The 26220-nt window shown below is 70.0% G+C and carries 26 protein-coding genes and 2 pseudogenes; 11 read left to right on the top strand and 17 right to left on the bottom strand.

What is annotated here, in order from left to right; all coding sequences use genetic code 11:
• Positions 1-59: 59 nt before the first annotated feature.
• The 4 genes and pseudogenes from ACZ4Z1_RS36450 to ACZ4Z1_RS36435 all read left to right on the top strand — a co-directional run bounded on the left by ACZ4Z1_RS36450 (position 60) and on the right by ACZ4Z1_RS36435 (position 4974).
• Positions 60-1412, top strand: coding sequence for a PucR family transcriptional regulator (locus ACZ4Z1_RS36450; RefSeq protein WP_468490966.1), 1353 nt, complete (start codon positions 60-62; stop codon positions 1410-1412).
• A 393-nt stretch (positions 1413-1805) separates the two neighbouring features.
• Positions 1806-2750 (top strand): acyl-CoA dehydrogenase family protein, encoded by a 945-nt coding sequence (locus tag ACZ4Z1_RS36445; RefSeq protein ID WP_468490965.1) that lies wholly within the window; start codon positions 1806-1808, stop codon positions 2748-2750.
• Positions 2751-2883: 133 nt separating this feature from the next.
• On the top strand, positions 2884-3384 hold the full coding sequence (locus ACZ4Z1_RS36440) for a flavin reductase (protein WP_468490964.1): 501 nt from the start codon (positions 2884-2886) through the stop codon (positions 3382-3384).
• Between the two features lie 720 nt (positions 3385-4104).
• Positions 4105-4974: pseudogene (locus ACZ4Z1_RS36435) on the top strand (IS5 family transposase).
• Between the two features lie 91 nt (positions 4975-5065).
• Here the strand turns inward: ACZ4Z1_RS36435 and ACZ4Z1_RS36430 are convergent.
• Entirely contained in the window at positions 5066-5635 is a 570-nt protein-coding gene (locus ACZ4Z1_RS36430; protein WP_468490963.1) for a YrhB domain-containing protein, read from the bottom strand.
• An 834-nt stretch (positions 5636-6469) separates the two neighbouring features.
• On the bottom strand, positions 6470-7021 hold the full coding sequence (locus tag ACZ4Z1_RS36425) for a S1 RNA-binding domain-containing protein (RefSeq protein WP_468490962.1): 552 nt from the start codon (positions 7019-7021) through the stop codon (positions 6470-6472).
• Positions 7022-7210: 189 nt separating this feature from the next.
• On the opposite strand from ACZ4Z1_RS36425, the gene ACZ4Z1_RS36420 reads away from it, so the two are divergent.
• The 3 genes and pseudogenes from ACZ4Z1_RS36420 (at position 7211) to ACZ4Z1_RS36410 (ending at position 8663) form a co-directional block, all read left to right on the top strand.
• Complete coding sequence (locus ACZ4Z1_RS36420; protein ID WP_468491023.1) at positions 7211-7477, top strand: diguanylate cyclase domain-containing protein; 267 nt, start codon at positions 7211-7213, stop codon at positions 7475-7477.
• 10 nt (positions 7478-7487) lie between these two features.
• Positions 7488-7928: pseudogene (locus tag ACZ4Z1_RS36415) on the top strand (ASCH domain-containing protein).
• 441 nt (positions 7929-8369) lie between these two features.
• Entirely contained in the window at positions 8370-8663 is a 294-nt protein-coding gene (locus tag ACZ4Z1_RS36410) for a hypothetical protein (RefSeq protein WP_468490961.1), read from the top strand.
• Positions 8664-8721: 58 nt separating this feature from the next.
• Here the strand turns inward: ACZ4Z1_RS36410 and ACZ4Z1_RS36405 are convergent, their stop codons facing one another.
• Positions 8722-9912 (bottom strand): IS110 family RNA-guided transposase, encoded by a 1191-nt coding sequence (locus tag ACZ4Z1_RS36405; protein ID WP_468490960.1) that lies wholly within the window; start codon positions 9910-9912, stop codon positions 8722-8724.
• 238 nt (positions 9913-10150) lie between these two features.
• Here ACZ4Z1_RS36405 and ACZ4Z1_RS36400 point away from each other — a divergent pair, with 238 nt between their 5' ends.
• Positions 10151-10333 (top strand): hypothetical protein, encoded by a 183-nt coding sequence (locus tag ACZ4Z1_RS36400; RefSeq protein WP_468490959.1) that lies wholly within the window; start codon positions 10151-10153, stop codon positions 10331-10333.
• 348 nt (positions 10334-10681) lie between these two features.
• Positions 10682-11143 carry a GIY-YIG nuclease family protein gene (locus ACZ4Z1_RS36395; RefSeq protein ID WP_468490958.1) on the top strand — a complete coding sequence of 154 codons (462 nt, stop codon included), beginning with the start codon at positions 10682-10684 and terminating at the stop codon, positions 11141-11143.
• Between the two features lie 214 nt (positions 11144-11357).
• Here ACZ4Z1_RS36395 and ACZ4Z1_RS36390 read toward each other — a convergent pair whose 3' ends face one another.
• The 4 genes from ACZ4Z1_RS36390 to ACZ4Z1_RS36375 all read right to left on the bottom strand — a co-directional run bounded on the left by ACZ4Z1_RS36390 (position 11358) and on the right by ACZ4Z1_RS36375 (position 14642).
• Complete coding sequence (locus ACZ4Z1_RS36390) at positions 11358-12353, bottom strand: ParB/RepB/Spo0J family partition protein (protein WP_468490957.1); 996 nt, start codon at positions 12351-12353, stop codon at positions 11358-11360.
• The gene (locus tag ACZ4Z1_RS36385) at positions 12350-13498 is read right to left on the bottom strand and encodes a ParA family protein (protein ID WP_468490956.1); all 1149 of its coding nucleotides are present in this window, start codon (positions 13496-13498) and stop codon (positions 12350-12352) included. Before ACZ4Z1_RS36385 ends, ACZ4Z1_RS36390 begins: the two co-directional genes overlap by 4 nt.
• A 423-nt stretch (positions 13499-13921) precedes the next feature.
• On the bottom strand, positions 13922-14224 hold the full coding sequence (locus tag ACZ4Z1_RS36380; RefSeq protein ID WP_468490955.1) for a hypothetical protein: 303 nt from the start codon (positions 14222-14224) through the stop codon (positions 13922-13924).
• Positions 14225-14444: 220 nt separating this feature from the next.
• Positions 14445-14642, bottom strand: a complete 198-nt coding sequence (locus ACZ4Z1_RS36375; protein WP_468490954.1) for a hypothetical protein — start codon at positions 14640-14642, stop codon at positions 14445-14447.
• A gap of 318 nt (positions 14643-14960) precedes the next feature.
• On the opposite strand from ACZ4Z1_RS36375, the gene ACZ4Z1_RS36370 reads away from it, so the two are divergent.
• On the top strand, positions 14961-16424 hold the full coding sequence (locus tag ACZ4Z1_RS36370; protein ID WP_468490953.1) for a hypothetical protein: 1464 nt from the start codon (positions 14961-14963) through the stop codon (positions 16422-16424).
• 225 nt (positions 16425-16649) lie between these two features.
• On the opposite strand, the gene ACZ4Z1_RS36365 is transcribed toward ACZ4Z1_RS36370, so the two are convergent.
• Positions 16650-17150 (bottom strand): prepilin peptidase, encoded by a 501-nt coding sequence (locus tag ACZ4Z1_RS36365; protein ID WP_468490952.1) that lies wholly within the window; start codon positions 17148-17150, stop codon positions 16650-16652.
• A 135-nt stretch (positions 17151-17285) separates the two neighbouring features.
• Between ACZ4Z1_RS36365 and ACZ4Z1_RS36360 the strand changes: the two genes are divergently transcribed.
• On the top strand, positions 17286-17423 hold the full coding sequence (locus ACZ4Z1_RS36360; RefSeq protein WP_468490951.1) for a hypothetical protein: 138 nt from the start codon (positions 17286-17288) through the stop codon (positions 17421-17423).
• A gap of 6 nt (positions 17424-17429) precedes the next feature.
• Here the strand turns inward: ACZ4Z1_RS36360 and ACZ4Z1_RS36355 are convergent, their stop codons facing one another.
• The 9 genes from ACZ4Z1_RS36355 to ACZ4Z1_RS36315 are packed head-to-tail and all read right to left on the bottom strand — an operon-like array spanning position 17430 to position 26220.
• Positions 17430-17780 carry a DUF192 domain-containing protein gene (locus ACZ4Z1_RS36355; RefSeq protein WP_468490950.1) on the bottom strand — a complete coding sequence of 117 codons (351 nt, stop codon included), beginning with the start codon at positions 17778-17780 and terminating at the stop codon, positions 17430-17432.
• Positions 17781-17793: 13 nt separating this feature from the next.
• On the bottom strand, positions 17794-21180 hold the full coding sequence (locus ACZ4Z1_RS36350; RefSeq protein ID WP_468490949.1) for a LysM peptidoglycan-binding domain-containing protein: 3387 nt from the start codon (positions 21178-21180) through the stop codon (positions 17794-17796).
• A gap of 3 nt (positions 21181-21183) precedes the next feature.
• Positions 21184-21660, bottom strand: coding sequence for a TadE/TadG family type IV pilus assembly protein (locus ACZ4Z1_RS36345; RefSeq protein ID WP_468490948.1), 477 nt, complete (start codon positions 21658-21660; stop codon positions 21184-21186).
• Positions 21657-22130 carry a TadE family protein gene (locus ACZ4Z1_RS36340; RefSeq protein ID WP_468490947.1) on the bottom strand — a complete coding sequence of 158 codons (474 nt, stop codon included), beginning with the start codon at positions 22128-22130 and terminating at the stop codon, positions 21657-21659. Before ACZ4Z1_RS36340 ends, ACZ4Z1_RS36345 begins: the two co-directional genes overlap by 4 nt.
• Complete coding sequence (locus ACZ4Z1_RS36335; protein WP_468490946.1) at positions 22127-22540, bottom strand: TadE/TadG family type IV pilus assembly protein; 414 nt, start codon at positions 22538-22540, stop codon at positions 22127-22129. Before ACZ4Z1_RS36335 ends, ACZ4Z1_RS36340 begins: the two co-directional genes overlap by 4 nt.
• Before the next feature lie 56 nt (positions 22541-22596).
• On the bottom strand, positions 22597-22791 hold the full coding sequence (locus ACZ4Z1_RS36330) for a hypothetical protein (protein WP_468490945.1): 195 nt from the start codon (positions 22789-22791) through the stop codon (positions 22597-22599).
• 41 nt (positions 22792-22832) lie between these two features.
• Positions 22833-23729 carry a type II secretion system F family protein gene (locus ACZ4Z1_RS36325; protein ID WP_468490944.1) on the bottom strand — a complete coding sequence of 299 codons (897 nt, stop codon included), beginning with the start codon at positions 23727-23729 and terminating at the stop codon, positions 22833-22835.
• The gene (locus tag ACZ4Z1_RS36320) at positions 23726-24643 is read right to left on the bottom strand and encodes a type II secretion system F family protein (RefSeq protein ID WP_468490943.1); all 918 of its coding nucleotides are present in this window, start codon (positions 24641-24643) and stop codon (positions 23726-23728) included. Before ACZ4Z1_RS36320 ends, ACZ4Z1_RS36325 begins: the two co-directional genes overlap by 4 nt.
• Positions 24640-26220: a CpaF family protein gene (locus ACZ4Z1_RS36315; protein WP_468490942.1), complete on the bottom strand. Its 1581-nt coding sequence runs from the start codon at positions 26218-26220 to the stop codon at positions 24640-24642. The genes ACZ4Z1_RS36320 and ACZ4Z1_RS36315 overlap by 4 nt, the downstream gene beginning before the upstream one ends.

The following is a 26220-nucleotide window of genomic DNA, read 5'->3' as shown; positions in this document are numbered from 1 at the left end:
GATACGAAGAGCGGGGAGCAAGTGGGCGACGGGCGTTTCGGGCGCCGACGTGGTGCCTCATGAGCACGGCGGGGAGCCCGACGGGGAGCCCGGGGCCGGAGGGCTCGTGGCTGGGGAGGCTGCGACCCGAGGACGAGACGGTGATCGGCTCGGCCGTCTCCGATCCCATGCTGGTCGCCGAGGCGATCGCCCGGGTCGGCCGGGCCGCGGCGGGCTGGGCCGTAGAGGCAGGCCGGGCCATGACCTCCCGACGGAACAACGCCGGCCTCTCCGACGTCCGTTACATCCACTTCCGCCCGCAACGCTTCTACGAGGCCCTGGCGCTGTCGGCCGTCGTCTCCCTGACGGGCGACCACACCCTGCCCACCGCCCTGCGCGGTGAGATCTCCGTTCTGGTCAAGGAGGCCGTGCCGAGGGGGGTGTCGGTGGACGTGGGACTGCAGGGCGTCCAACTCTTCCACGCGGACTTCCTCGGGAGGCTCTTCGACTGGTGCCGAGCCGAACTGCCCGCGGAGAGCCAGGCCGAGGGCATGCGGCAGATGTCCGCGGACCTGTTCGAGGGGATGGCCGCGCTCAGCGCCCTGATGGCGCAGGAGTTCACGGCCGTTCGGGACCGCTGGCTCGCCGGCGCCGCGGCGGCCCGGCAGGAAATGGTGCGGGACATCCTCGCGGGCAAAGACGTGGGCCGGGACCGCGCCATGTCCCGGTTGTCCTACGACCTGACCGTGCACCACCTGGCGCTCATCGCCTGGTCCGACGCCGATTCGACCGACGACGCCAATCCGGCCGACGGAGCCGACGATCTCGCCGACGCCGCGACACGGCTGCTGAAGTCAGCCGGATGCTCCTCCATCCTGCTGGTACCGACCGGCACGGCCAAGCTGTGGGCATGGGGCGGCCGGGTCGGCGGGCTGCCCGAGCCGGACTCCGACAGGGATTCCTCATCCCGGAACTGGCGCCTCCCGCCTCATCTGCGGATCGCGCTGGGCCGCCCGGGGACAGCTCTCGCGGGCTTTCGCCGCTCCCACCAACAGGCGCTGGCGGCCGAACGGGCCGGAAGAGCCGGGCAGTCCCCTGGACCCCTATACGCCTACGAGCGACTGGAGCTGCCGATACTCCTGAACGCTCGTCCGGACGCGGCCGGAGAGTTCGTCACCCGGGTGCTGGGACCGCTCGCCGCCGACGACCCGGCGATGGCGGAGCTACGGACCACACTGAGGGTCTATCTCGATGAGGACCGTGCCGTCTCCGCTGTCGCCGAGCGGCTGCACATCGCCAAGAACACCGTGCTGTACCGGGTCAAGAAGGCCGAGCAGCTGCGCCGGCGCTCGGTGAAGGAGGACCGGCTGGCCGTGCACGCGGCCCTCACCTTCGTCGAGGTGTTCGGACCGCCGGCACAGAGACCGGACTGATTTCTGCTCGCCGTCACCAAGGCCGGGCTGAGCTCTGAGCGCCATCACAAAGACCGCACTGATCTCTGGTCGCCGTCACAAGCAAGGCACCGCGCCGCTCGGCTTGACTCGCTTCCATCGGGGCGTGCCCCGGACCCGGACACCGAGGGAAGCGAACAGGACGATGACGACTGCTACCCACCACGAGTACGGCACAGTCCCCACACGCGAGGAACTGGTGGAACGCGCCGCCGAGCTCGTAACGCTGCTCAGGAAGCACGCCGCCGAGACCGAGGAACGGCGGAGCCTGAGCGAGGCGAGCCTCGCCGCGATCACCGAGGCGGGGCTCGCGCGGCTGTGCGTGCCGGTCGAGTACGGCGGCTACGGCCACACGGCATCGGGACCCTCACCGCGGTGGCGGCCGAACTGGGCCGCGGATGCGCTTCCTCCGCCTGGGTGGTGGGAGTCAGCGGACAGATCGCGGTCTCCCCGAAGAGCCCCGCCATCAACTCCGCCCTGTACGGCGCGGGCCCGGACGCATGGCTGTGCGGTTCGCTGAATCCCACCGCCGGCCAGGTGGAGCCGGTCGACGGCGGGGTCCGGCTGACCGGCCGGTGGGGGTACGCCTCGGGCTGCGCACACAGCCGATGGGCGATGGTGCTGGCCACGGGCACCGCCCCGGACGGCGGCCGGACCGTTCATGGCCTCACCGTTCCGATGAGTGACCTGACCATCGACGAGGACTGGTGGGTCGCCGGCATGGGGGGCAGCGGCAGCCACACCATCGTGGCCTCGGACGTCTTCATCCCGGCCGACCGGGTCCTGACCCCCACCGGCGAAAGGACCGCGCAGCAGACGATTCTGAGCGGGATCGGCGGATCGGTCATGATGGCGGGCCCGCTGCTCGGTGCCGCGCACGGGGCGCTGGACCTGGTCCACGAGACGCTGGCGGCGAAGAAGAAGGTCGTCTACAGCCGGTACCCGTCCGCCCCGGAGGCAGTGGTGACGCAGCTCTGGCTGGCCGAGGCGACCCAGCACCTGGACACGGCCCGGCTGCACACACGGCGTGCGACCGACGCGATCGACGCCGCGGTCGCGTCGGGCACCGCGATGAGCCTGGTGGAGCGGGCCCGCGCCCGTATGGACGTCACCACGGCGGTGGAGAACTGCCGCCAGGCGATGGCCCGGCTGCTCGACATCCACGGCGCGAGCGGTTTCGCTCAGGCCAATCCGCTGCAGCGCGCCTGGCGCGACCTGGAGACGGCGAGCCGACACGGCTTCCTCAACACGCAACTGGCCCGCGAGGCGTACGGACGTGCGCTGATCGGAATCGACGAGCCCATCGCCACGAACATCTGACACGTCCGATCCGCCTGACGCATCTGGCGCCGATGCCCCAGACGACGCCGCGCGTCGAACAAGCGGCACACCAACCGGTCGCGAAACCCGACGCGCCGAACACGAACGGGCAGGACAGGAGCGGAAATCGAAGATGACGACGAGCACAGCGGGCCGAGCCGAATTCCGGGACGCCATGGCGCGTGTGGCGGCGGCGGTCAGCATCCTCACGACCGACGGGCCGGTCGGCCGCTGCGGGATCACACTGAGCGCCGTCTGCTCGGTCACGGACACCCCGCCGACGGTCCTGGCGTGCGTCAACCGGAACAGCGCCATGCACGATGTTTTCGTACGCAACGGTCGGGTCGCGCTGAACGTCCTCGGCGGCGACCAGACGGAGCTGGCGCGGCACTTCTCCGGAGCCACGAAGGTAGCGATGGAGGAACGCTTCACCTGGGACATCTGGGCGCCGACCGCACAGGTACCCGTGCTGCGCGACGCGCCGGTGACGATGACCGGCGTACTGCGTCAGCAAACGCCGATGGGTTCCCACAGCGTCCTGTTCATCGGTGTCGAAGACATCCACGTACGAGGCGACGGCGGCAATGACGGGCTCGTCTACCACAACCGCGACTTCCACCGGTTGGGCGCGTAGACGTGTAGGCGCCTGGCGCGTCGTGCGCGGATGGTCAGCTGATCCCGGCCTCCCGCGCACGAACGCCCCCGATGGCGGGGGCGTGGCTCTGATCCCCGCTCAGTTCCCTTCCCCCCTCACCCCGCCCCGGGGAAGCCTCACCCGTACGGTTCCGCCGTCGTCCACGCGCGTCTGGGCGGCATGACGACGTCCTTCTGTGCGAAACCGGGGTCGCCGGAGCCGACAACGACCAGGACGCCACGAGCTGACCGAGCTGCTCGCGCGCACCAACTGGCCGCCCGTCCGCAGGAGCGTGCCGCGACCTCGGAAGCGAGGAACCGCACCCATCGACATCGCCATCCAACAAGGCCCAACCGCTTGGACAATCAAGTCAGCCGCCGCAGGCCACAGGACCGCCTTCGACTGACTCCGCTGTCCACGAACAGCAGCGGGCGGCGTGGGAAGAGAGCAACGGAAGGTCGTCGGCGTTTCCATTGGAAACGCGGTCTGAGAGGTCGTTTTCTCCTGTTTTATTGCAATAGACACGTTTTTGTGAACTGCGAGAACGTGGTGCTGATGGGGCCTGAGGCGCGGTTGGTTCCTGGGAGCCGGAGGGGGTGACGCCTGGGGGGCGAGGCGGCTTGCGCCTGTCTCATCCCAGGACGCCCGTTCCGCGGCCGCGCTGCCACAGGTACGGACGCACGCCTGGGCGCTCGCCCGCACCGACGGTACGCCCCAGTCATGAGCGCACGACGCCCCTACCCGAGCGATCTGTCCGATGCCTGCTGGGAGCTGATCGAGCCTGTCCTGACGGCCTGACGCTTCGAGCGCCGTGGCCGGGCCCTGGACATCGGGCGACCGCCCGAACACGACCTGCGCGAGATCATGAACGCGATCCTGTACGTCGACCGCACCGGCGTGCAGTGGCGCTACCTGCCGCACGACTTCCCGCCTTGGGAAACGATCTACGGCTACTTCGCCAAGTGGCAGAAGGACGGCGTCTTCGCCCAGCTCAACGGCCTGCTGCGGGACCTGGTACGCCAGCAGCAGGGCCGGAACGCGGAACCATCGGCCGGCGTGATCGACGCGCAGAGCGTCAAGACCGCCACCAGCGTCCCCACCAGGAGCCAGGGCACGGACGCGGGCAAGAAGATCGTGGGCCGCAAGCGCAGCATCATCACCGACACGCTCGGCCTCCTGTTTGCGGTGCTGGTCACCGCGGCCAGCGTCCAGGACTCCACCGCCGGCACTCAGCTGCTCGACCAGGTCGCCACCGACCACCCGCGCCTGCGCAAGGTCTGGGTCGACGGCGGCTACCGCAAGCACCTCGTCGAGCACGCCGCCGCCCTCGGCATCGATATGGAAATCGTCGAACGCACCCCCGGGACCAGGGGGTTCACCCCGATCCCGAAGCGGTGGACGGTCGAGCGCACCTACGGCTGGCTGATGCTGCACCGCCGCCTGGTCCGCGACTACGAAACCCTCCCGGCCCGCTCCGAAGCCCTGATCCACCTGGCCATGACCGACCTCATGGCCCGCCGCCTCACCGGCGAGAACACCATCTCCTGGCGCGACCCGACATCACCGGATCAAATACGCATCACAGGATGAAACAACGGAAGAAAACGACCTCTGAGGGCGGCGCCCCGTACAACGCCGACGGGTACTGCAGCGAACGCGCTACCCGCCGGCTTGCTCCGCATCATTGAGCCTGGTGGGGCGCACCGCGGCGGATGGTTTTTACCGTGAGAACCGGGTTGAGAGGCTCCACGAGCTCCTGGGTGGCGACTTCCACAAGGCGTGCTGGGGCGTCTCCGTTCAGCAGCGCGTTCACGTACTCGATGGCCTCGGCAGGCGACAGTACTGGCAACTTCTGGCGCAGGGCCCGTACCGCAGGCATACGGCCGCGGGCCGCGGCGACTTCGCGCAGCGCATCATGCAGATCGTCTACCGCGGTGCGGACCGGCAGTCCACGTATCCGGGCGCGGTAGTCAGCCTCCCACTCTCCGCCCAATGCGGAGACGACGCCGATCTGGTGCAGGCCTCCGTCGATACGGTCGACCAGGTACGGCCCGTTGCCTGCCAGCGCCAACTCCAGGTTTCGGGTGCGCGCGAACTCCTCGGACGTCCAGCAGACGATCCACACCAACTCGTGCTCTTCGACGTCCGTCACCACCATGCGCAGCGCGTCCACACCCAAAGCTCGCCACTCCTGGTACTCGCGCTCCAGCTGTTCTTCGACCGCCTGAACTGCGGCTTCTCGCTCGATCACGCGTTCAGTGTCCCGTTCGGGCCCCTCTGTCGACCAGCGAATTCGCACGGCCCACACCACGTACGAGGGCCCTGACGGATCTTCTTTCTCAGGAGTACGACAGCCACGGAACAAGCGCTCTGCGCCAGTCCCCCTCAAGACCCTCGGCAGCTGCCTGGAGTGCATCCTTACTGCCGACTTGCTGGCCCCCTTCCCCCTGTGACCGGCTCTCCCGGCCTCCGAGTACTACAGGGCCTCCGTCCTGCCTTACGGCCATCAGCCGGCGATGGGCCTGCCCCGTCCGGACTGGCGGCCCGGCTTGAGAGCGACCGCGGGCAGTTCCCACGTTCACCATGGAATCGATCGACGGTGAGGTGCCCAGCTCTACCCCGCCAGCATCGCCACACTTACGCCGTAGACCTTCGGCGCGGCCTCCCCGCCGATGAGTAGAGTCGGCTTCGGAGTCGACCACCGAACACACCAGTGGTCGCGCACTGCGCCCGGCCCGCATCCGCCAGGTTGGGGCCGATGTCATAATTACGGGGCGTCAGGCACTGGTTCCTCGCGTACACCTTTCCGTCTCGCTAGCCGGACCCGAGCCGTCTGGCAGTACCAGCCCGTCCCGACGTTGTCGGGGCTGCTTACCGCCCGCCTCAGCATCCCCCGAAGCGAACTGCCCCCTGCTTCAACCGGATTGCTGCGACAACCCGGCGGTAAGGTCTCTCACCTCACTCGACTCCATGGCGCCTCGTGGCGCACCCACTCGCTATGACATACCTCGCTACGTCTACCTCGGCACCGCCACCGTCGCGGCCCTGACCATCTGGCTCCGCACCTGATGGGTCTGGGGAAGTTCTAGGCGACGCTTTCGGCTGCCAGGACAACACGGGTCCGTTCCAGATCGACGGCGACTACCCGCACCGATATTGCCTGGCCCTCGCGGACACTCTTCGCCATGTCCGCGACCGGCTCGGTGAGCGGAACGAGCCCTTCGACGCAGTCGGCGATGCGCACGAAGAAGCCGATCAGCGCGATCTTCGTGACACGTCCGGTGACAGTCTGACCGACACGCTCCACGAACCGAGGGAGCAAGTCCTCGTGCTCCGCCCACTCACGGAGCACTATGCCCACCTGTTGATTGTGCTCGGCATGCCAGACCACCTCGCCGGTGACGAGCTGTCCTACGGGCGGCAGTTCCATGCACTTGGGCATCCTGTCGACTCTGGCCAGGCCAACGGCTTCAGGCTGGCCGTCAACGGAGAGGAAGACGCCGAAGGGCTGTCTACCGATGACCTCACCGGTGATCGAGGTACCGACAGGCAGAGAGCGAACCGTCTCAGGCCAGGCCGCGGCAGCACCGGCTGCTTGGCATCTGCCGTTCTCGGAAGGCCAGGAGTACTCGCTCATGCGCTGATCATGGCACGCAAGAGCTGCCTCCTGAACGTGTCGCGAGGCGCCAGTCATGATCGGCCGGACAGCTCCCAACGCCCGCGCCGTTCTCCGGCCCCACACCGGTTCCCTCAGGACTGATCGTCCCGTCACCTGATCACGGGACGCTCTCGTTAGTTCAGAGAAGAATTCGCACTCGCTGCGGCCCTGCCGCCCGCCTCAGCCCTGGAGGAACTGGCCGCGCTGCGCGCCCAGTCCCTGCGGCACGAGCACCTCACCCTGAAACTGGACGTCTCCGTCGGCATCGCCCGCGCCGCGGGCCTGCCGGGCGAGACCTGCAGCCGTCTCCTGCGCGGCGCGGACACGGCCATGTACAAGGTCAAGAACGACAAGGAGCCGTTCCCGTACTGCGCGAAGCGGGCCGACGCCTACGCCGAGACCGCCGCGCGGGCCGCCGCGGCACCGCCCTACTGAAGCGTGCCGCATGAGCCCCGCCGCCGTACCCCAAGGCGACTGGATCCGCAGCATCAGCATCCGGCAGCCGTACGCCGCCTGCATCCTCGCCGGAAAGAACCCCGAAAACCGGCCCAGGGCCTGGTCCTGGCGCGGCTGGCTCCTGATCCACGCCGGAAGGTAGCTGGAACGACCCGCGTTGCGCGACCCGCTGATCGCCACCGCGATCCGCGGCCGCGAACTTCACCTCGGCGCGGTCATCGGCGTCGCCCGCCTCGTCGACTGCCACCTCGACCAGGGGCCCGAACAGTGCACCAGCCCCTGGGCACAGCGCGACGCGCACCACCTGGTCTTCGCCGACGTCCAGGAGCTCGCCCTGCCCACCCCCACGAGCGGGCGGCTCGGGCCCTGGAAGCCCGCTGAGAGCCTGATCACCCGGCTACTCCAGCAGCTGCCCGTCCTGCGGCCGTAAACACCTTCCGCCGACACCCCGCGCCCGCCTGCCCGAGCCGTGCGTGCCGTCCGTCGCGCCAGCCCCTCTGGACTGGCGCGACGGGGCGCACTTCCCTTGGCCGCCCGCCCCTGCGCGCTATACGGCGCGGCCACACCGCTGCGCTCCCGCGCTCCCGGAAGCGGCGGTTCCTGCCCGACCGGCCAAAGGCCAGCGGACCGACGCCCACGTCTGACCTCTCCTCCACATGGAGGCCTGTATGAGCAGCACATCGCAATGCGACGCCGACCATGCCCTTGCTTATCCCTAGCCGCCCGCTTCCCCAGCCTGGCACCGGCACGGCTCCAAATCCCGGCCGTTGACGTCCGAGCAGCCGCGGCGCGATCACTAGGTCCTGGCGCAGCAGTGCGCTATCCGTACCCGGTCTCCCCATCCCACCGAGATCCTGGCGGAGACCCTCTGATGGACACCATCCCGCTCGTCGTCGATGGCTACCTGGACACCACACCCGTCCCAGACCTGCGCGGCACCGCACGCTTTCGCCTGACCCACTCCCCCGTCCGGGACCTCATCGGCGAAACCGCGCTGGCCTGCGTCACCGGAGACCCACGCATCGTCCACCTGGCCCTCAACGAGCTGCGGCCCCGCGACTACCTGCGCGTCACCGGAATGTTGATCCTTCCGGTACGACCCCACGGCGCCGTGCAGCTCCTGGTCGACGCGCTCGAAACCCTCCGCGAGGCGCTCTCATCCTGACAAAGCCGGTCCGTGGCGGCAGACTCGGCACCGTCGAAAGGACTTCCCAATCGTGATGTCAAGCCGCGAGTGTGACGGGAGGTGAACCTTGGTAGCACTGTCCGTCACGGATCATTGCCCACAGCACGTTGAGCCTGCGGCGGGCGAGCGCGAGCAGGGCCTGCTTGTGACCCTTCCCCTCGCTTCTCTTCCGCTGGTAGTACGTCCTCGAGGCCGGACAGCTCTTGAGGCTGGCCATGGCCGACAGATACATCGTCCGCAGCAGCCCTCGGTGATAGCGCCTCGGTCTGCGCAGGTTGCCGCTGACGCGGCCGGAGTCGCGGGGCCTGGGAGCCAGGCCAGCGAAGCCGGCCAGGCGGTCGGCACTGCCGAAGGCGTCCATGTCACCGCCAGTCGCGGCGATGAACTCGGCGCCGAGCTTCGGCCCCATCCCCGGCAGGCTGCGGATCACCTCGGCGTGCGGATGCTCGCGAAACCGGGCCTCGATCAGGTCGTCGAGTTCGGTGATCTCCTCATCGAGGGCCATCACCCCCTTCGCGAGGCGGACCACCATGGTGGCGGCCAGCTTCTCGCCGGGCAGGGCGGTCTGCTGGGACTGGGCGGCTTCCACGACCGTTTTCGCCAGTGCGGCGGCGCCGCGGACCTTGCGGTTCTTCAGCCAGGTCTCGATCCGCTTGGCGCCGGCGCGGCGGATGGCGGCCGGGGTCTGGTAGCCGGTCAGCAGCATGACCGGCCCCTTGTTGACCAGGTCCAGCGAACGCTCCAACGCAGGGAAGATTTCCAGCAGTTGGGCCCGCAGCCGGTTGATCTGCCGGGTGCGGTCGAAGACCACGTCCAGGCGCCTGGTGGTCAGCGTGCGCAGGTCGACGGCGATCTCGTCACCGGGCCGCAGCAGGCCGAGATCGCGGCGGACGCGGGCCTGGTCGGCGATGACGAAGGCATCCTTGGCGTCGGTCTTGCCCTCGCCTTTGTAGGTGGCCGAGGCGCGGTGGACCGCCAGGCCGGTGAGGTAGGCCATCGGCTGGTCGTGGCTGAGCAGCAGACCGATCAGCAGGACGGCGCCGCCGTGGTTGAGGTCAACAGCCCACAGCACGTCGGTGGATATCTCCAGGACGTCGCCGACGAGCTGGAGCAGCTCGGTCTCGTCGTTCAGGACCCGGCGGGACAGCAGCCGCTGACCGTCCGCGTTAATCACCACGCAGTGGTGGTGTTCCTTGCCGATGTCCACCCCAGCCCAGATCTCAGGCACGTTCCCTCCGTCAGCTCGCCGTCACATCGATCCCGCAGACGACCTCGCCGACGTTGTCCTACAGCAGCGATCGGAGTCGCGTCTCCCAATTGGCGGTCGAGTCGTCGCGGGGCTCCGGGTGGCCAAGTCCTTTGAGCCTTACCAACGGCGCCCGCTCATAAGCCATACCCAGAGCCCCCGGGCTCTCCGATCTTACGAATGACCAGAGCAACCACCCTTGAAAGGTAGGACCGGGTTCATGAGCGCGCAGCCCGTACACCACGGCGACGGCGACCCGCCGCCGCTGCCCCGTACCCAGAACGTGGTCGCCGCGGCCCTGCCGCCAGCCGACCGTATGGAGTTCTACCGCGAGATGGGCGAAGCCGACGAGTCCGAACCGCTCGGCGTGCTGCGCTGCTGGTGGCTACGGGCCCGCCTGTAGGCCGATCCCCTGCCGGACGACGTCCGTACGGACATCGAGTCCAGCACTGCGGTCGGGACACGAGCCGACGCTACGCTGCGCCAGGCCACAGCCGACCGTGAAGCGAGCGCCGGTGAACGATGACCGCATCGACGGCGACGGTGAGGAAGATGCGGACCGTATCTAGCTCCCCCTCGCGGTGCTCCCGCTGCTGGCTCTTGACGTCTCGGCGAGCGTGTTCTCCGCGATAGTTGCCCTGCTCGCCGAACTGCGGAATCCGGTCCCGGACCTGCTCACCCGGTCCAGGGCCAGCAGAGCAGGGTCACAGACTGAACGTCGCTGTCGGTAGCCGACCTTAGTGTGTCGGCCATGTTGGAGACGATCAGCGTGCAGGTTTTGACGGTCGACGGGTTGCTATCCGCAGTAGCGGAGCATTTTGGCGCGGAGCGCACGTTCACAGCGGGGCCACCCCCAGCCCGTCCCGGCGTCTATGTTTGGTCGGCTGGCCACAAGGTTCTATACATCGGGTCGGCCAGTTCGCTGGCCAAGCGAGTTGGCGATGAGTTGGGGTGGATAGCCGGCCACGAGCCCGATGAGATGTGGCAGGTGTCTGTCGTTCATATGCTGAAGGTCTACAACGCGACGGTGCAATGGATCCCGACACCGAATCACGCGGACGCTGTACTGCTGGAGCGGCGCCTGATCGAGTGGCATCGTGCCTGCACAGGTATGGCCCCTCTGGTCGTTGGCTGGGAGGCGAAAGCCGGGAGTGCGCGGCAAGCTGGGGAACAGTGGGCTCGGGAACTGTGGAGTCGGAAGTTCGGGCAGTGACAAGACCACCCCTACCCGCTGCTCGATCCTGTTCATGAGGCGGCCGAACGTCACCAGCAACCGCAGCCGGAGAACATCTTGTCTGGTTGCCTCTCGGCTGAAGACCTTCGTAGGGCGCCCCCGCAATGCGTGAGGGTCTCATCTCGGCGGTTGCCGAGGCGAGACCCTCACGCGTGTACGGCCGGGCCTTAACCCGGTTAAACCGGCGGCGCCCTTAAGGGAGCCGACTGAGGAGCCGCTCTGCGACCGTGCTGAGCATCGGAGCCGGAAGATGCGAAGCAAGGGCATCAGCGAGGCCGTCGGCAGTGTCGGTCAGATGAACGAGCTTCTCTACAGCGACTGCTACGGGATCATTCGCCAGAGGGCCAGCTTGCTCGGGAACCGATGCCGAGGCCTTAACCGGGTTAAGACCCGAGGAGTCAGCTTCGCCGGCTTGCCCCTCCGAGGCGGACTTCTCTGCCACGGCAGACTTGGTGGCACGGGGCTTACGGGGGGTCTTAACCCGGTTAAGGGCTTTGTCGGCCTCTTCCTTCTGCTGCTCACTGGGCAGGCGCCCGATACGGCGGCCGTCCTTGACCTTCAGCTCCCCCGACTCGACCTTTTCCTGAAGGTCGGAGGACAGCCCCAGCAGAGCGAGCCGCTGGGACACCCAGGCACCGGATTTGCCGAGGCGCTTGGCTACCTTCTCCTGTGAACCATGCACGTCCAGGAGCGACTGGATCGCCTTGGCCTGGTCTATAGGCGGGACGTCCACTCGGTGGATGTTGGCGATCAGCGCGGACTCTAGAAGGTCTTCCGCGCTGGCGGCCAGGGCGTCGTTCACGTCGATCCGCAACTCCGCCAGCCCGGCCTTGCGGGCAGCGGCCAGGCGGCGGTTGCCGTCCAAGACGACGTACTCGGCGTCGCCGAGTGCCTCCTCCTGGCCGGGGTGCGCCTTCAGAAACGCCGTGCGCCGTACGACGGCGACCGGCTGGATCTGACCGCGCTCCTTCAGCGAATCGGCGGTCTCTTCGATGTCGGTGATCTCGTCACGCGGGTTGAAGGGGTTGTGCGCCAGCAGCTTCAGTTCCACCGATGCTGGGGGCCGCTTTCCCTCCCCCTTCATGATCTGCTCGCGGGTGCGGATGCGGCGGGGCGCGGGCTTCGCCTGCGGGCCGTCCTCTTCGTCCATGCTGAAGCCGCGGGTCACCCGCTGCTGAGGCGGAGTCATACGGCAAGCTCCTTCGCCAGGTCGCGCATCGCCTGCGCGTGGTCGCTGTCCGGCGCGTATTCAAGCAGCGGGATCTCGCCGTCCGAGGCCTCGCGCCCTTCCTTCAGGTCACCGATCACCGCGAGGACCGCAGGGGAAGAGCTCTTTTCCCACTGGTCCTTGTTCTCCTTGACGAGCTTGCCGCGGCGGCTGTCGTAGGCGTTGATGACCAGGCCGAGGTAGTCGACCTCGATCCGGCCCTTGGTGCACAGGTCGTCCATCTGCCTCTTCAGCAAGCGGAAGGCCCGGTGCGAGGCCTTGTTGGCCCACACCGGTGTGATGACGCCCGAGCGGTCCGCGAGTTCACCTTCCCGGCGGCGCACGTAGTACAGGGCGGTGTCCATGTTGAGGCCGAGGCTGGGCGGGCCGTCGATGATGATGACGTCGTAGTCGGCTTCCAGCGGTTCCAGGGCGCGCTCCAGGGCGGCTTCGCTGAAGCTGACCTTGGACAGGGCTACATCGCGGAGGAAGGCGTCGTCGGACGCGGGCAGCAGGTGCAGCCGCTCGCCGAAGCGCTCCTGGTCCAGGGCCACCAGCAGGTCGTGGATGTCGCCCTTGGCCGTGCCGTCCATGTGCATGAGCAGGGTTTCGACGTCGTCCTCATACATGAGGTCTTCGAAGCCGAGCTCGGCGGTGAGATGCCCTTGCGGGTCATAGTCCACGATCAGGACGCGGTTGCCGGCCTCCGCCAGGGCCTGGGCGATACCGCTGCTGATGAACGTCTTGCCGACACCGCCCTTCTGGTTGGCCACTATGACCCGCACCGCTGGCTGGGCGGTCAAAGGCTTGGTGGGGGAAGGGTGGTTCTCCAACCACAGGGTGATCGCTTGCGCGAGGCCCTGGACGTAGGTGACACCGCGTTCGGTACAGGCTGCCTTGAACTGGTCCGGGCCGCCTGCCGGGAGGAACGTCCCCCATGTCTTGGCGCCGTCGGTGTCTACCTCGGGGAGGCCATCGGTGGTGTACCAGGCGTTGATTGCGTGCTCGGTGGCGTCCTGGATGTCCATTCCGTGCTCGAAAGCGCGGATTTTCAGGTGCCTGCGCAACTCGGGAGTGAGAGCGGTAATTAGCTTCTCTCGCTCCCCTCGGGGGCTGGGAATGCTCATGCGACCGAACATTACTAGGTTGACGGTCAGTGTATGCATGACCACTCCGCTTTGAGTGACGCCTTCTCCGGGCACCCTGTCTCTCGCGGCTGACTGTAAAACCGCGAACGGCCGCCTCCTACACGGGCGTTGCCAGCTGCGCCTCCTCCACTCGCGAAATGAACCGCACAGGAGTGGGGCCTGTCGTCCTGCGACATAAGCGCGCCCCTCGACTGCGAAGGTAGAAGCCTGGACTCCGAAGCGCAAAGGGCGCCCTATGCCTGCCACCGTCAGCCTCGCACTCCATCCGGACGCGGAGTCGCTGACGACGCTCATCGCGGCCTGGGACGCCAATGCGGCCCGGAACCGGACGGTGGACGACTACGTATCGGCTCGCCGACCTGATCCTGAAGACGTTCGGCCAGGTCACAGCCGAGGGCGGCGTTAGGGGCCGGTCAAGATGTCGTGGGTGCCGATCCGGCGCCAGATGACGTGCGGTGTGCCGGGCTGGCGCGCGGACCCGTACTCCCAGGTTGCGCGTCCTGCGGGGCCGGTGCCCATGGACCAGGTGAGTTCGTAGACGCCCGAGGCTCGCTGGACGCGCTTGACGCGGAGGCCAGCGCGGAAGCTGCCGGTGCGCAGGTCCTCGACGAAGGCCGCGACGGTGCGTCGGAATCGGCGGCGCTGTTCGGGGGTGAGGCGGTCCAGGTCGGCGGTGAAGCGGGGCAGAACCTCGTAGGTGGGCACGGCGAACTCCTCCAGGACGCACGAAGCCCCCGGCCGTCGGCCGGGGGCGGTGGTGGCTGGTCGTGTTGAAGGGCGTCTGCGATGCGGTGGGCTCAGTGGTGGCGGGTGGTTGGGGGAGTGGTGGCGTTGGTGCTCGTTGGATCGCGTTAAAGCCGGTTGGGTCGAAATTCGGGGCGGCTGGTGCTGGTGTGGTCGGCCCGCAGCATTTGCACGGCCAGGGTCAGTTCTCGTAGCGGGCGCGCATCAGGTCGGCCCACTCCTGCGCGCGGGTCATCTCGCCGGCGCAGCCAGCGCAGTGGGGCACCGTGTCGATCCGGGCGGGGTACGGCATGTTCGAGCGGACGACAGCGGTTGTGCGCAGCGTGAGCGGGAGGCGGCACAGCGGGCAGAGGTCTCCGTACAGCAGTTCGCTATTCATGTAGCGGAGGGTGCACACGCTGGCGGCTTACCGTCCCGGGCTGCTGCGGCGGTGCGCCTGGCGGGCCACCGCGATAACGACTTGGTGAGGCGCTCCCGTCCGGCGGGACAGACCTCGGGTCGCGCCTGTTCTTAAGTCAACGCTGTGGCGTCATGGGCCGAGGAATATCAAGGCGGCGGTTCGCCCAGGGGACGGGTGGCGCTATCTCTTCCGCGCAGTGGCGGTCGGCGACGGCCACTGCCCGCATCCTTCGGTCGTGTACCGGCCATAAGAACCCCAAATTGACCGGCGCGCGTGGACCGGAGGAGGCAAGATCGGATGAGCAGCAGCCGTCAAAGAGTGGGGGAGCGGGTGGGGAAGCCGCAGAAGAAGCGTGGGGTGCGGATCCCGTGGGTGTGGGACGACCGGGGTGACGATTACGACCGGTCGGCCATCGACATCAAGCCGCACCCTCCTTACGTCACCCCGCTGCGCTGCGGCGGCTGCGGGGTCTCGGTCTCGGTGCGGCCGGGGAACGCCGACGATCCGGACTCCCGCTCGTCCCACTTCTTTACGATGCCGGGCCGCAAGCACGAGCCCACCTGCCGCTTCGACCTTCCGCGGCGCGGCAAGGAGCTGGTGGATGCGTCGCAGGGCACTGTCGTCCGGCGTGAGGGGCAGTGGAGGCTGGTGTGCCCGCCCCTGGCTCGTCCCGGTACCCGAGGCGGGGCCAAGGGCGGCAGCACCACAGCGCGGCCGCCGCGTGCCACCGGGGGCGGCAGGCCCACCGTCAGCAGGCTGCGGGGGCCGGCCATTGCCTCCGCCAAGCGCATCGTCCAGCTTTTGACCGCCTGCAAGCACGATCCCGAGACCGTTGCCCAGTTTGCCGCTGTCGCCCCGAGCGGCCGGCGCAACATCGCGTGGGACGAGTTCTGTGTGGGCCCGGCCACCGCGCACCAGCTGGCGCAGAAGCTCATCGACGGTACGGCCGGGCAGATACCGCATGCCGTGTGGGGGCCGGCGAGCACGGCGGGGCCGGCCGGAGAGCGGGGCGACAGCCATGTGGTGATGTACGTAGCCCGGCACCCCGTCCACATCGAGGGCCGGCCGGTGAAGGTCAAAGTCGCGGTCCGCTGTAAGACGGGGGAGTGGATCGGCGCGGACACGTCCTCGGGGGAGTTCCTCGGCTACGGCTACTGGGAGCTCTTCCCGCAGGACGCGGACTGGGCACGCAAGGCTGCCGAGCGCGGCTGGATCGAGCTGCAGCTGTGGGTTAAAGAACCGTGGCAGGTGGAACGGTGGGACACGCAAGGCGGCCCCGGCCCCCGGGCGGAGCCGGTTCCGTCTGGACTCCGGCTCGCCCCGGCGCCCGTGCCCCCTCCCGCTCGCATCCCGGCACCGGCAAAGCCGCCCCTCCCCGCTGGGCCCAGGGAGGGCACGGCGGTACGCGCCGACGACTCCGGGCAGCCCGCCATCACGTCGGCCTCGGCCGCAGGATCGGACACGAGCGTTTCAGGAGCAGCGCCCGCCCCCTGCCCCGCAGTACCGGTGCATCCGGTTGCGAACGAGACGGAGCAGCCAGACGCCCCGCTGCCCGCCGCGGCCCCTCCGGAGAACGGGACACCAGCGCAGTCGGCTGAGGACCTCCCGATGCCAGAGGTGCCCGCTGCGCCCGAGACGCCTCCGGCCGGAAGCGCAGTGCCCCCTGCGGCCGTCCCGCCGCCTCCGCCCTACCCGCCCACCGCTGCACGCCGGTCACGCTCGCGCGTACGGGACTGGTGGGAGCGTCTGCGCGGCCGCTGACCGGTCACGGCTGCCAGATCGGCCACAGCCCATCGGCCACGGTGCTCGCAGCGGTGGCCGATGGGCTGTGGCCGATCTGGCAGCTGGCACCGGCCATGACGCTTCCAGCGATCGGCCGTCACCTCCTGGAGATGGCCGATCACGACCCCGCTGACCGAGCCGGTGCCGAGACCAGGCACGGGAGGCTTCGGTATCTGCTCACTTCGAGCGTGCGTCACAGGTGCATCAGGGGCTCGTGATGACAGTGGCCGCCAGGGTGCCCACGATGAGAAGAGGTCCGAAAGCGAATCGGCTTTTGAGGGTCGTTCCGCGCCGAGCGACGAGCAAGGCGGTCGAGACGGCTGCCGCCAGCGCGAAACTCAGCACCAGCCCCAAGAACACGGCCTGCCAGCTGTGCCATCCCAGCAGCGCGCTGAGGGATACGGCCAGCTTCGCGTCACCCATGCCCATGCTGACGAAGGTGAGCACAATGAACAGGGCGCCGACTGCTGCTGCGGCGGCCAGGGCGCGCAGGAGACTGCCGGGTTCGTGGTGTGCTGCGGTGACGGCGAGCAGTGTGAAGGTGCCGACCGCGGCGGGCAAGGTCAGGGCATCCGGCAGGCGCTGGACGGCGCTGTCAATCAGCAGCAGGGCGGAGCCGAGAAGCGCCAGCCAGTACTGGGCTGCGGCATACCAGCCGACCGATCCGCCGCCGGCGACTGCCGCGAAGGCCGCCGCAGTGGTCACCTCCGGAAGCCATGCGGCGCTCAGAGGTGCCCGGCAGGCCGGGCACCGGCCGTCCGGCGGCAGCAACCGCACGGCTGGCAGGCCCCTGGTCGGTGCGGGCAGGGGGGAGCAGGCGGGGCAGGTGACGGACGGTGGATGCCCGGCGGGAACGGCGAGGGCGACGACGACCGGGCGCAGGGCGGAGCCGGCCAGGAGACCCAGCAGCGGCGCCAGGAGCTGATGAAGCACGTGCTCTTTCCCTTCTTCCTGTGTGCGTCGGACGCGTGGGGCTGATCGCTGTCAGCATGTGATCTGCAGCCGGGTGCCGGGCGTGATGCCCCAGGTGGTCATGGCACCGGCGCCGGCTTCCAGGACGTGGCGGGCACGGAACCGGGGCCGCGCGAGGCGGTTGGGCGCCAGGGTGTGCATGCCGAGGACGCGCAGATCCTGGGTGAGGTAGGCGACGTCGATGGGGAAGCGCATGCGCAGGGTGTGCACGCTGCTGCAGGGGCTGAGCACAAGTGCGCCGTCGAGTTCGTCGCGACCGAGCAGGCCGCGGGTGCGGGCTCGGCGGGAGGCGGCGATCTCCAGGGGGACGTCGCCGCCGGCGGGGGTTCGCAGCCGGGCGAAGCCGTCCTGCAACTGGTGCATCAGATGGCCTCGTTCACCGGGTGCTCTGGCGGGTACGGGGAAGAAGATCACGTAGCAGCTGCGCGGTCTCAGCGTCCATGTCAACGCCTTCACCACCGATCCGGTCGTTGATGTCGACCAATTTGTCGGCAGCCGCGCGCAGAGCGGGGATGTCGCCGGCCTTGTGATGGGCCCGGAAGACGGCACGGTGCAGGATTTCGCTCTCCTCAGCGGCCAGCAGCCCCCGGCTTGCCGCCCACAGAGCGCCGGTGGTGTCACCGGCCTCCCGCAGACGGTCGGACAGCTCGAGTGCGACATCCACGATGGCCTCCGTCATCTCCTGCATGAGGGGTTCGGCCCATGAGTAGCGCTGTCGGTCGACGGCGGAGAACGGGCGGCCGCGCACCAGGGAAAGGGCGCGGCGCAACGCCAGGTCGCCGTCCTCGCCCGGGTCGTTGAGTCCTGCGGCTGCGAACTGCTGGAAGCGTGTCCAGTCGCAGGTGACGCTGGGGCTGAGCCGGTAGCGGTGGCCTGCGGTGTCCTGCAGGCGCGGGAAGTAGTGCCTGCCCTCGGCGTCCTGGCCGAGCCAGCTGCGCAGCCGGGAGACGACGGAGGTGCGCTGGGACTTGGACACGATGCCGGCGGGGCACAAGGCGGCGTCGATGGCGTGGTGGTCGACGTCGGGGTGCAGGTAGAGGAATGCCGCGAGCTCCGTGCTGGGGGCTTCCCGGGCTGAGTCGTAGCGGCCGGTCGCACCGGTCAGGGAGACGGGACCGAGCAGCAGGATGTCCGGGGCTGCCGGGGCTGCCGCTTGGCCGTCGGGCACTGCGAGGGCGGCCTCGGGCGGGAGGGGGACGGTGAGGCGTACGGGGGTGGCGGTGCACGGCTGCGCTCCACGGACCGGTGCGGGTTCGGCCGGGTCCGCACCGGCGGTGCTGATCATGGGCTCCGCGGCCGGCTGGGCGGCGGGATCGGCTGCGGTGTGCCCCCCGGGAGCGTCCGGCTCGTCGGCGCCCTCGTCTTCGGCGTCGGCGTATTCGGCGGGCAGTCCGGCCCCGTCGGCCCCCGAAGTGTCCGCCGGCTGCGTGTCCGTCGAGGCACTCGCGGCCGGTGCGTCGGCCTGGGTGGTGACGGGACCGGCGGCCGGGGCGGGGCCGGGCCCGGGGCTGGAGCTGGCGGCGACGCGCAGCAGCTCGACGGCGTCCGCGTAGACGTCGTCCTCCAGGCCCTGGACGTGGATGGCGAGGCCGGAGCCGGGGAGGATGATGCTCTGCTCGGGGCCTTTACAGTCCAGGGACCAGGCGGTGTCGGGCAGCGGTACGTTGGCGGGAGCGGCGACGATGACGGCGCTGGCGGTGCGCGGCGCGGCTTCGAGGGCGTCGAACAGTGCGGCTGTGTCGCCGGTGAGGTCCTGGGCGAGGACGACGTGGGGCGTCCATGCGCCGCCGGAGTCCTCGTGCAGGCGCGCTTCGCCCAGACCGCGTGCGCCGAGGCCGGTGAGCGTGCGCCGCTGGTCGTGGGCGTGGGCGGCGAGCTGAGTGGTGACCTGGGCGAGGCTTTCGCTGCGGGCGACGCGCTCGGGCACGACGTCGTTCAGGCCGGGTGCGGTGCCGTCGACCACGGTGACGTCCAGCGGCCCGTGGACGCTGGCGGTGGCCAGCTCGACTGCGATGCCCTGCAGGACGTTGTGGGCGAGTCGGGGATCGCCGGTGAGGTTGAGGAGGCCGATGCGCTCCAGGTCGACCAGGACCAGGCGGCCGCCGTCGTCCCAGCCGAGAGAGACCAGGGCCGGGTAGGGGGCGTCCATGTCGCTGTGGTCCTCGGACAGCGAGGGGTGGGCGGCGGTGCAGGTCCACACATGTGGCTGGCCGGGCATGGCCGTGAACGGTGCGCACGGTGGGCTTTGTTGGGCCAGGTGCAGATCGAGGCGGGCGTCGTGCAGGACGACCGCGTCGAGATCGGGCAGGTCGCGCCCTGCGTCGGCGAGGTGGGAGGCCAGGGCTCGCAGCGCGACATTGAGAAGGTCGAACCCGGTGTGCTGGACGCTGCGCAACTTGCGTTCGGTCTCGACGGCGCGTCCCTGGGGCAAAGGGATGCGCTGGCCGGGCTTGCGGCGGCGCTGCTGCAGTACACGGCGGGTGGCGAGCGTGCCGACCAGGGCCGCGGCCAGCACGCCGGCGCCGGCCCACACCGTGGCGGGCGCCGGCATCTCGTCGTCAGCGCTCTGCACGGCCGGTTGTGCCGTCTTCGGGGAGCCATGTGGCGTTGGAGTATCGGGCGTTGACGGAGAGGGAGACGAGGGGGCAGGCGCGGCGGGGGCGGAGTGGTCCGGCCGGGCGCCGGGGCGGTGCCCGCTGGGGCCGTCGTGGTGCTCTGGTGCCTGGCTGCCCGGTGCGCCGGCGGAAGGATCCTGGTGCGGGGCGGTCGGCTTCGTGCTGTGATCCTGGTGCGGGGCCGGCTTGTCCGGGGCGGGCTGCGGGGCCTTGTCGGGGTCCGTGTGTGGGGGCCGGGCCTGGTGGCCGGGCAGGGCGACGTGCTGACCCGGGTAGATCAGGTCGGGATCACTGATCGTGTCCTGGTTGCTGACATAGATGTCGTGCCAGCGGTCGGCATCACCGAGCTGCTCGTCGGCGATGCCGGACAGGGAGTCGCCGGGCTTGACGGTGTAGGCCGTCGCGTGGGATTCGGCGGGCGATTGAGGAGCCTTGGCCGAGGCCGGGGAAGCCGTCGTGGGGGGCGGCGCCGACGGGGGAACGTGGGCGTCGGCGGGCAGGCTGAGGACCATGCCGTGGCGTGCGCCGCTGGTGGCCAGGTCGGGGTGGTGCGGGTTGAGGGCGACGATGTCGCGCCAGCGCTCCCCGCGGCCGAGAAACTGCTCGGCCAGGTCCCACAGTTCCTCACGCGGCGCGGTGACGGTGTGCTGGGGACCGGTCGTGGTGCTGGTGCCCGCGGCCGTCGGCGCGGCGGGCAGGTCGGCGCGGTGGGCCTGGGGGCCTTCGGCCGTGGTGTGGGGCGCGGTGACGGCCGCGGTGGCCGTCTGCGGGGTGGCCGCAGAGGCCGCGGTGGGCGCCAGGAGCACCAGGCCGCCGATCAGGAATCCCGCGAACGACTGGAGGCCGCCGAGGCCTTTCAGGCGCGGGGCGGAGCGGTGGCGGAGCACCGCCACGAGTTCGATGACGGCGGAGAGGGTGAAGGCAGCCCATCCCGCCCAGCCGATGAGGGTCAGTACGACGAGGAAGAGGGTGCCGTCGTCGGGGCGGAGCAGGGCGTCAAGACCGCCGGTGAGCTCGGTGGGCTGGTGGCCGAGAGTGAGCAGCAGGCAGGGGGTACCGCCGATGAGTGCCAGGAGCACGACGAGGCCGAGCAGTGCCCGCAGCAGTCTGCCGGTGGCACGCAGGGGTCCGGGTGTCGGGTGGGCCATCGCTCAGCCTCCAGCGTGGGTCTGCAGATGCGCTTGTGCGGTACCGGTCACGGCGATGCTGCTCTTGCCGATGAGCGACCCGAAAAGGGTGCGGTAGGTGCTGTGCACGGTGACGCGGAGAGTTTGCCCGCCGCCCGTGATCTCCACGTCTCCCTGGACGCCGTTGTGGGCGAGGTAGTCCTGGGCGGCTGCCTGGGCGGCGTCCGGATCGACTGTGATCGCGGTGCCCTGGACGGCGGCGGCAGCGTCGAGCTGCTGGCCGCCGCTGCGCGCGGCTTCCTGCGCGAGGGAGGTGGCGTGGTTGGCGGCGTTGAGGGCCTTGCCGCCGTCGACGAGCAGCCCCATCACCAGCAGCACGGCGACCGTGGTCACGGCGAAGAACACCGACATCGACCCACGGTCCGCCTCCCGCCCCGGGCGCGTGCGGCAGTGCCGGGCGAGCCTGTGGATGCTGCTGCGCAGCCGGGGGGAGTGGTTCACCGGGCGCGGAACGTATCGAGCGGACTTGTCCATGAGGCGTGGAGCTCCTTGACCCCTGGCAGGCCCGGCAGGGCGATGTCGGAGAGATCGGCGGTGCAGGTGACGTCGGCGGTGACCTCGGCGTCCTGGCCCACGGCGGTGGCATAGCCGCCGGTGTCCACGCTCACGCCGGTCGAGCGGCAGGTGACGCCTTCACCGGACAGGCTCTGGGCGGCGGCGTTTTGGGCCTGGCTCTGGGCGCTGCCCGGGTCACGCTCCAGGGAAGCGGCGCGCGCTGCGGCGCGGGCGGCGATGTCCACGGCGCCTTCGGCGTCGATGACGCGGCCCAGGGCGACCATCAGCCCCAGCATCATGATCAGGACGGGGGCGAGGATCGCCGTTTCCACGGCGTAGCTGCCGCGGTCTGTGGCCAGGCGCGTGGTGAGCAGGCGGCGCAGGCGGCCGGAGTCGGAAAGGGGGCAGGGCTTCACGGGTTGGTCCACCGCTCGTTGGGGGCCTCGGCGTACTGGCTGACGTCCAGGTCCAGGCCGGGGACCAGGGTGGCGACGGTGCCGGTCACGGTGATGCGGATCCGTCCGGCAGTGCTGCCTGCTGAGGAGACCTGGGCGCCGCGGACCGAGTTGCCGTAGCGTCCGACGAACTCCTGGGCCTGGGCGACGCCGTCGGCGGCGGAGGCGCCGGTCCGGCGCCCTGCCTCAACGCCCTGGCGGGCGGCGGACTGGGCGACCTTGCGGGCATGGAAGAACAGGCCGGCCTGGATCGCGGCGAACACCAGCAGGAGGACGACCAGGGCGAGTACGGCCAGCTCGGTGCTGGCCTGGCCGCGGTCGTCACGCAGCCGGGCCGAAGCGTCCCGCAGCGCGCGCATGCGTGCTCTCACGCCGTGCCTCTCCTCGTGTCCGCAGGTCCGGGTGGGGTGGTGCAGTGCCGACGGCGTCAGCCACCGTTGATGATGCCGATCTTCTCCAGGAGCTTGCTCTTGATGGCGACGACCAGCAGGGCGGCGCCGACCAGCAGGGCGCCGGTGATGACGGCGAGCTCGGTGCTGGACTGCCCGTCATCGCGCCGCCAAGCGCTCTGCAGCTGCTGCCAGCGGCCCTGGATCATGGCGGTGAGGGTGCGGATGTCCATTCGTTCCTCCTGGGTGGTCTGTCGGGTGGTCAGGTGGCCGGTCAGCTGGCGAGGATGCCGTTGACCATGGGCACCATCACGAAAATGATCATGAGGATGACGCCTGCGGTGACCGGCAGGATCATCGCGGTCGATGCCTCGTTGGCAGCGCCCTTGGCGTCGGCCAGCAGCGCGACGCGCAGCTGCCGGGCCTGCGCCTGCAGCGTCGTGTAGACGGCGCCGCCGTCACCGGCGAGCGCCAGGGTGTCGGCCGGACGCGACAGCTCGGGGATGTCGAGCTCCTCGCCGAGCCGCTTGAGCGCCTCCCACGGGGTCAGGCCGGACAGCTCGGCATGGTCGAAGGCCTGGCGCATCCGCTCGAAAATGAACCCATCGCCGACCTCCGCGGTCCTGGTCAGGGCCTGCGCCGCACCACTGTTGGCGACCCGTGCCAGCGCCACCCGCTCCAGGTACGAGGCGGCCGCGTGCCGCACGACCAGCCGGGCGGCCGCCGCTTCCTTCTTCACCTCCCGCCCGGGGTTGAGCCAGAACAGCGCGGCCAGGCCGGCCGAGGCCACAGCGGGCACCGCGAACGGCATCGGCGCGCCGGCCAGCAGCAGCACGGTCTGCAGCAGCTGCGGCAGCAGCAGCCCGTACAGCGTGAACAGCACCCGGCGCCCGAGGTGTTCGGCCGGTGATTTGCGCAGCAGATTGAGGTCCGTGTACGGCAGCGTGAGGCGCTGACCGAATTCGGCCAGCATCCGCGAGCCGATCCGTTCCGGAAGGGATCCGGTAGCAGCCGGCCCGTCCGCGGATCCCACCTCGGAGCTGCGGGGCGGCCCCTCCAGGCGGTCCAGGGCACTGGTCAGGTCCGGGCGCGCGGGCCAGGCGGCACGCACCGCCAGGCCGACCAGGGCGCCGGCGGCCGCCGCGGGCAGCACGGCCTGCATCTCGATCATCGGGCACCTCCGGAGACCGGCCCGGGGCGAGCGGGCAGGGCATTGAGCAGACGCGGATCGGGCTTCGTGCGCGCGATCCGCCGCAGCCACGCCAGCGTCCATGCGGCCGCCGCCCCCAGCACCACCAGCGCGACCTGCCCGACGGGCGTGGCGTACCAGGCGGACCAGGTGCGGTTGAGCATGCAGCCCGTGACCACGGCACACACGATGACCGACACCTGCCGTGCGGCCTTGCGGACCTTGCGGCGGTCGGCCTCGATGTCGCGGGCGTCGGCGGCCTGCTGGTGGATGGTGACCGCCAGCGCCTCCAGCGCCGTGGCCAGGCCCGGCCCGGTGTAGACGGAATGCGTCTGGAACAGCAGCACCACATGGTCGGTGACCCCGTCGGCGAGCTCGTCGGCGAACAGCGCATACGCCTGCTGCGCATCCATCCCGGCCCGCAGCCGGTCCGACAACCGCCGGACGTTCGCGGCGATCGCCGCGGGCGCGGACTTCGCCGACGTACGGATCGTCTGGGCCAGCGAGATACCGGCCGTGTGCACGCCCGCCAGATGGTTGAGCCACTGTGCGACCGCTTCGAGACGCTCGATGCGCTGGGCAGCCGCATCCCCGGGGTGGAGCAGGTAGGGCAGGGCGAGGACGGCCGCCCCGGCGAGCAGGCCCTGCACCGGCCAGCCGGTATAGGCCCACACGGCCAGGGTGACCATCACGGCGGCGGCCACCAGGTGGCGCCAGCGGCGCTGCCACTTCTCCGGCAGCTGGCCGCGGGCCTGCCGCAGCCGGGCGGCCAGACGCGAGGGCGGCTTGAGCGGATCGGGGACGCGGCCGCGCAGCTCACGTACGAGCGCGGCGACGGCGAGCAGCACGAGGACGGCGCAGCAGGCCGCGGCGAGGGCGAGTTGCTGAGTGGTCATCGCGTATTCCTGACGGTGGGCAGCGCCGTGGGCCAGTGGGCGTGCGGCGCGTCGGTGAGCCAGCCCCGGTGAAAGCCGTGCAGCTCCAGCTCCTCGATGAAGCTGGGCATGTTCTGGTAGACCGCACGCCGCTCACCGGCGCTGGGGGCGAACAGTTCGGTGGTGGTGGGCCGGCCGCCCTCGCCGACCACGTCGTGCACCTCGTAGATGTGGGAGACGAAGCGGTGCTTGCGGCCGCCGACCGGCGTCTCGTCGAGGTAGGTCAGGTAGACCACGAGGTCGATGCCGGAGGCGATGAGGTGATGCGCAGCCGTATCGGTCATCCCGGCCTCGGTGCACAGCTGCACCAGGCGGCTGATGATCGCGTGCGGGCGGCGGACGTGCATCGTGCACATCGAGCCCGAGCCCCCCGCGGACATCGCCTGCAGCATCGGCACCACCTCGGTCGAGCGGACCTCACCGACGATGACGCGGGTCGCGTTGTAGCGCAGGGCGGTGGCGAACATGTCGGAGATGGTGACCTCACCGGCCGCCCGGTTGTCGCCGGTGCGCTCACCGTTGGACTGCCGCGCCTCGAAGGCGAACGTCAGCGGGCCGGGTCCGGGTTCGTCCAGATACAGCTCCCGGTCCGATTCCAGGGTCACCAGCCGCTCGGCGGCCGGGATTTCCCGGCCCAGCGCGCGCAGCAACGAGGTCTTCCCGGCGCCCATGTCCCCGACCACCAGCAGGTTCATGCGGGCCAGCACACAGGACCGCAGGAATGCGGCGATGGTGGGGTTCAGCGAGCCCCATTGCTGCAGCTGCGCCAGGCCGTGCTGTTGGATCCGGTGCTTACGGATGACGGCGGAGGGGCGGCTGGTCAGCAACGAGGCGGTGACACGGGAGCCGTCCGGCATGCGGAACCCGACGCTGGGGGTGGCCTGCGTCAGAGCCCGTTCCCCGTGACCGGACAGCCGCGCCATGCGGTTGACCCAGGTGATCAGCTCGTCGTGGCTGTCGGCGACCTGCTCGATCGTGCGCCGGGGGCGGTCGTAGTACTCCACCGACGCGGTGGTGCCGTCGACCATCACGTCCTCGACGCCGTCCTCGTCCAGCAGCGACTGCAGCCGGCCGCCGCGGAACATGGAGTTGAACACCGCGTCGCCGATGGCGGCTTCCTGCGCGGCGCTGAGCGGGGCGTTGTCCTGGGCGTAGTCGGCGGCCCACGTCGCGACGGCTGCGGTGGTCAGCGAACGGGCCAGCATCTGCCGGTCCTCGTTGCCCAGCAGCCGCTGCGCATCGCGCTGGCTCAAGGCGGTGGAGACCTGCTCCTGCAGGCCTTCGATCACCTCCCACGCCACCGGCAGCTGGCCGGGCAGGCCGGCCAGGCGCGGCACCGCCCCCGCATCCGCGGAACCCGCGCCGTGCGCGCCCGGGGGCGGCACGGGGGAGGCGGCCGGTGAAGCGGAGGCCGGACCCGGTGGTGTCTCGGGGGCGGTCTGGTGGAAGCGGCGGGTGAGCAGATGCGCCAGGGCCTCGCGGTCGCCGACGGCGGGGTGGCCGTTCGCGCTGCCGGGGCGGTACTGAGGGCCGGTCAC

Source organism: Streptomyces sp. NPDC030165, assembly GCF_055573595.1.
This window is presented reverse-complemented; position numbering and strand designations above follow the sequence as displayed.

Excerpts from the sequence above, each read along its gene's own strand:
- ACZ4Z1_RS36360 (WP_468490951.1), top strand. The coding sequence starts at position 17,286 with ATGCCCGGCGGGAACGGCGAGGGCGACGACGACCGGGCGCAGGGCGGA.
- ACZ4Z1_RS36440 (WP_468490964.1), top strand. The coding sequence starts at position 2,884 with ATGACGACGAGCACAGCGGGCCGAGCCGAATTCCGGGACGCCATGGCG.
- ACZ4Z1_RS36400 (WP_468490959.1), top strand. The coding sequence starts at position 10,151 with ATGAGCGCGCAGCCCGTACACCACGGCGACGGCGACCCGCCGCCGCTG.
- ACZ4Z1_RS36385 (WP_468490956.1), bottom strand. The coding sequence starts at position 13,498 with ATGAGCATTCCCAGCCCCCGAGGGGAGCGAGAGAAGCTAATTACCGCT.
- ACZ4Z1_RS36425 (WP_468490962.1), bottom strand. The coding sequence starts at position 7,021 with ATGAGCGAGTACTCCTGGCCTTCCGAGAACGGCAGATGCCAAGCAGCC.
- ACZ4Z1_RS36450 (WP_468490966.1), top strand. The coding sequence starts at position 60 with ATGAGCACGGCGGGGAGCCCGACGGGGAGCCCGGGGCCGGAGGGCTCG.
- ACZ4Z1_RS36410 (WP_468490961.1), top strand. The coding sequence starts at position 8,370 with ATGGACACCATCCCGCTCGTCGTCGATGGCTACCTGGACACCACACCC.
- ACZ4Z1_RS36370 (WP_468490953.1), top strand. The coding sequence starts at position 14,961 with ATGAGCAGCAGCCGTCAAAGAGTGGGGGAGCGGGTGGGGAAGCCGCAG.
- ACZ4Z1_RS36330 (WP_468490945.1), bottom strand. The coding sequence starts at position 22,791 with ATGGACATCCGCACCCTCACCGCCATGATCCAGGGCCGCTGGCAGCAG.
- ACZ4Z1_RS36390 (WP_468490957.1), bottom strand. The coding sequence starts at position 12,353 with ATGACTCCGCCTCAGCAGCGGGTGACCCGCGGCTTCAGCATGGACGAA.
- ACZ4Z1_RS36355 (WP_468490950.1), bottom strand. The coding sequence starts at position 17,780 with ATGCACCAGTTGCAGGACGGCTTCGCCCGGCTGCGAACCCCCGCCGGC.
- ACZ4Z1_RS36395 (WP_468490958.1), top strand. The coding sequence starts at position 10,682 with ATGTTGGAGACGATCAGCGTGCAGGTTTTGACGGTCGACGGGTTGCTA.
- ACZ4Z1_RS36350 (WP_468490949.1), bottom strand. The coding sequence starts at position 21,180 with ATGGCCCACCCGACACCCGGACCCCTGCGTGCCACCGGCAGACTGCTG.
- ACZ4Z1_RS36320 (WP_468490943.1), bottom strand. The coding sequence starts at position 24,643 with ATGACCACTCAGCAACTCGCCCTCGCCGCGGCCTGCTGCGCCGTCCTC.
- ACZ4Z1_RS36325 (WP_468490944.1), bottom strand. The coding sequence starts at position 23,729 with ATGATCGAGATGCAGGCCGTGCTGCCCGCGGCGGCCGCCGGCGCCCTG.
- ACZ4Z1_RS36375 (WP_468490954.1), bottom strand. The coding sequence starts at position 14,642 with ATGAATAGCGAACTGCTGTACGGAGACCTCTGCCCGCTGTGCCGCCTC.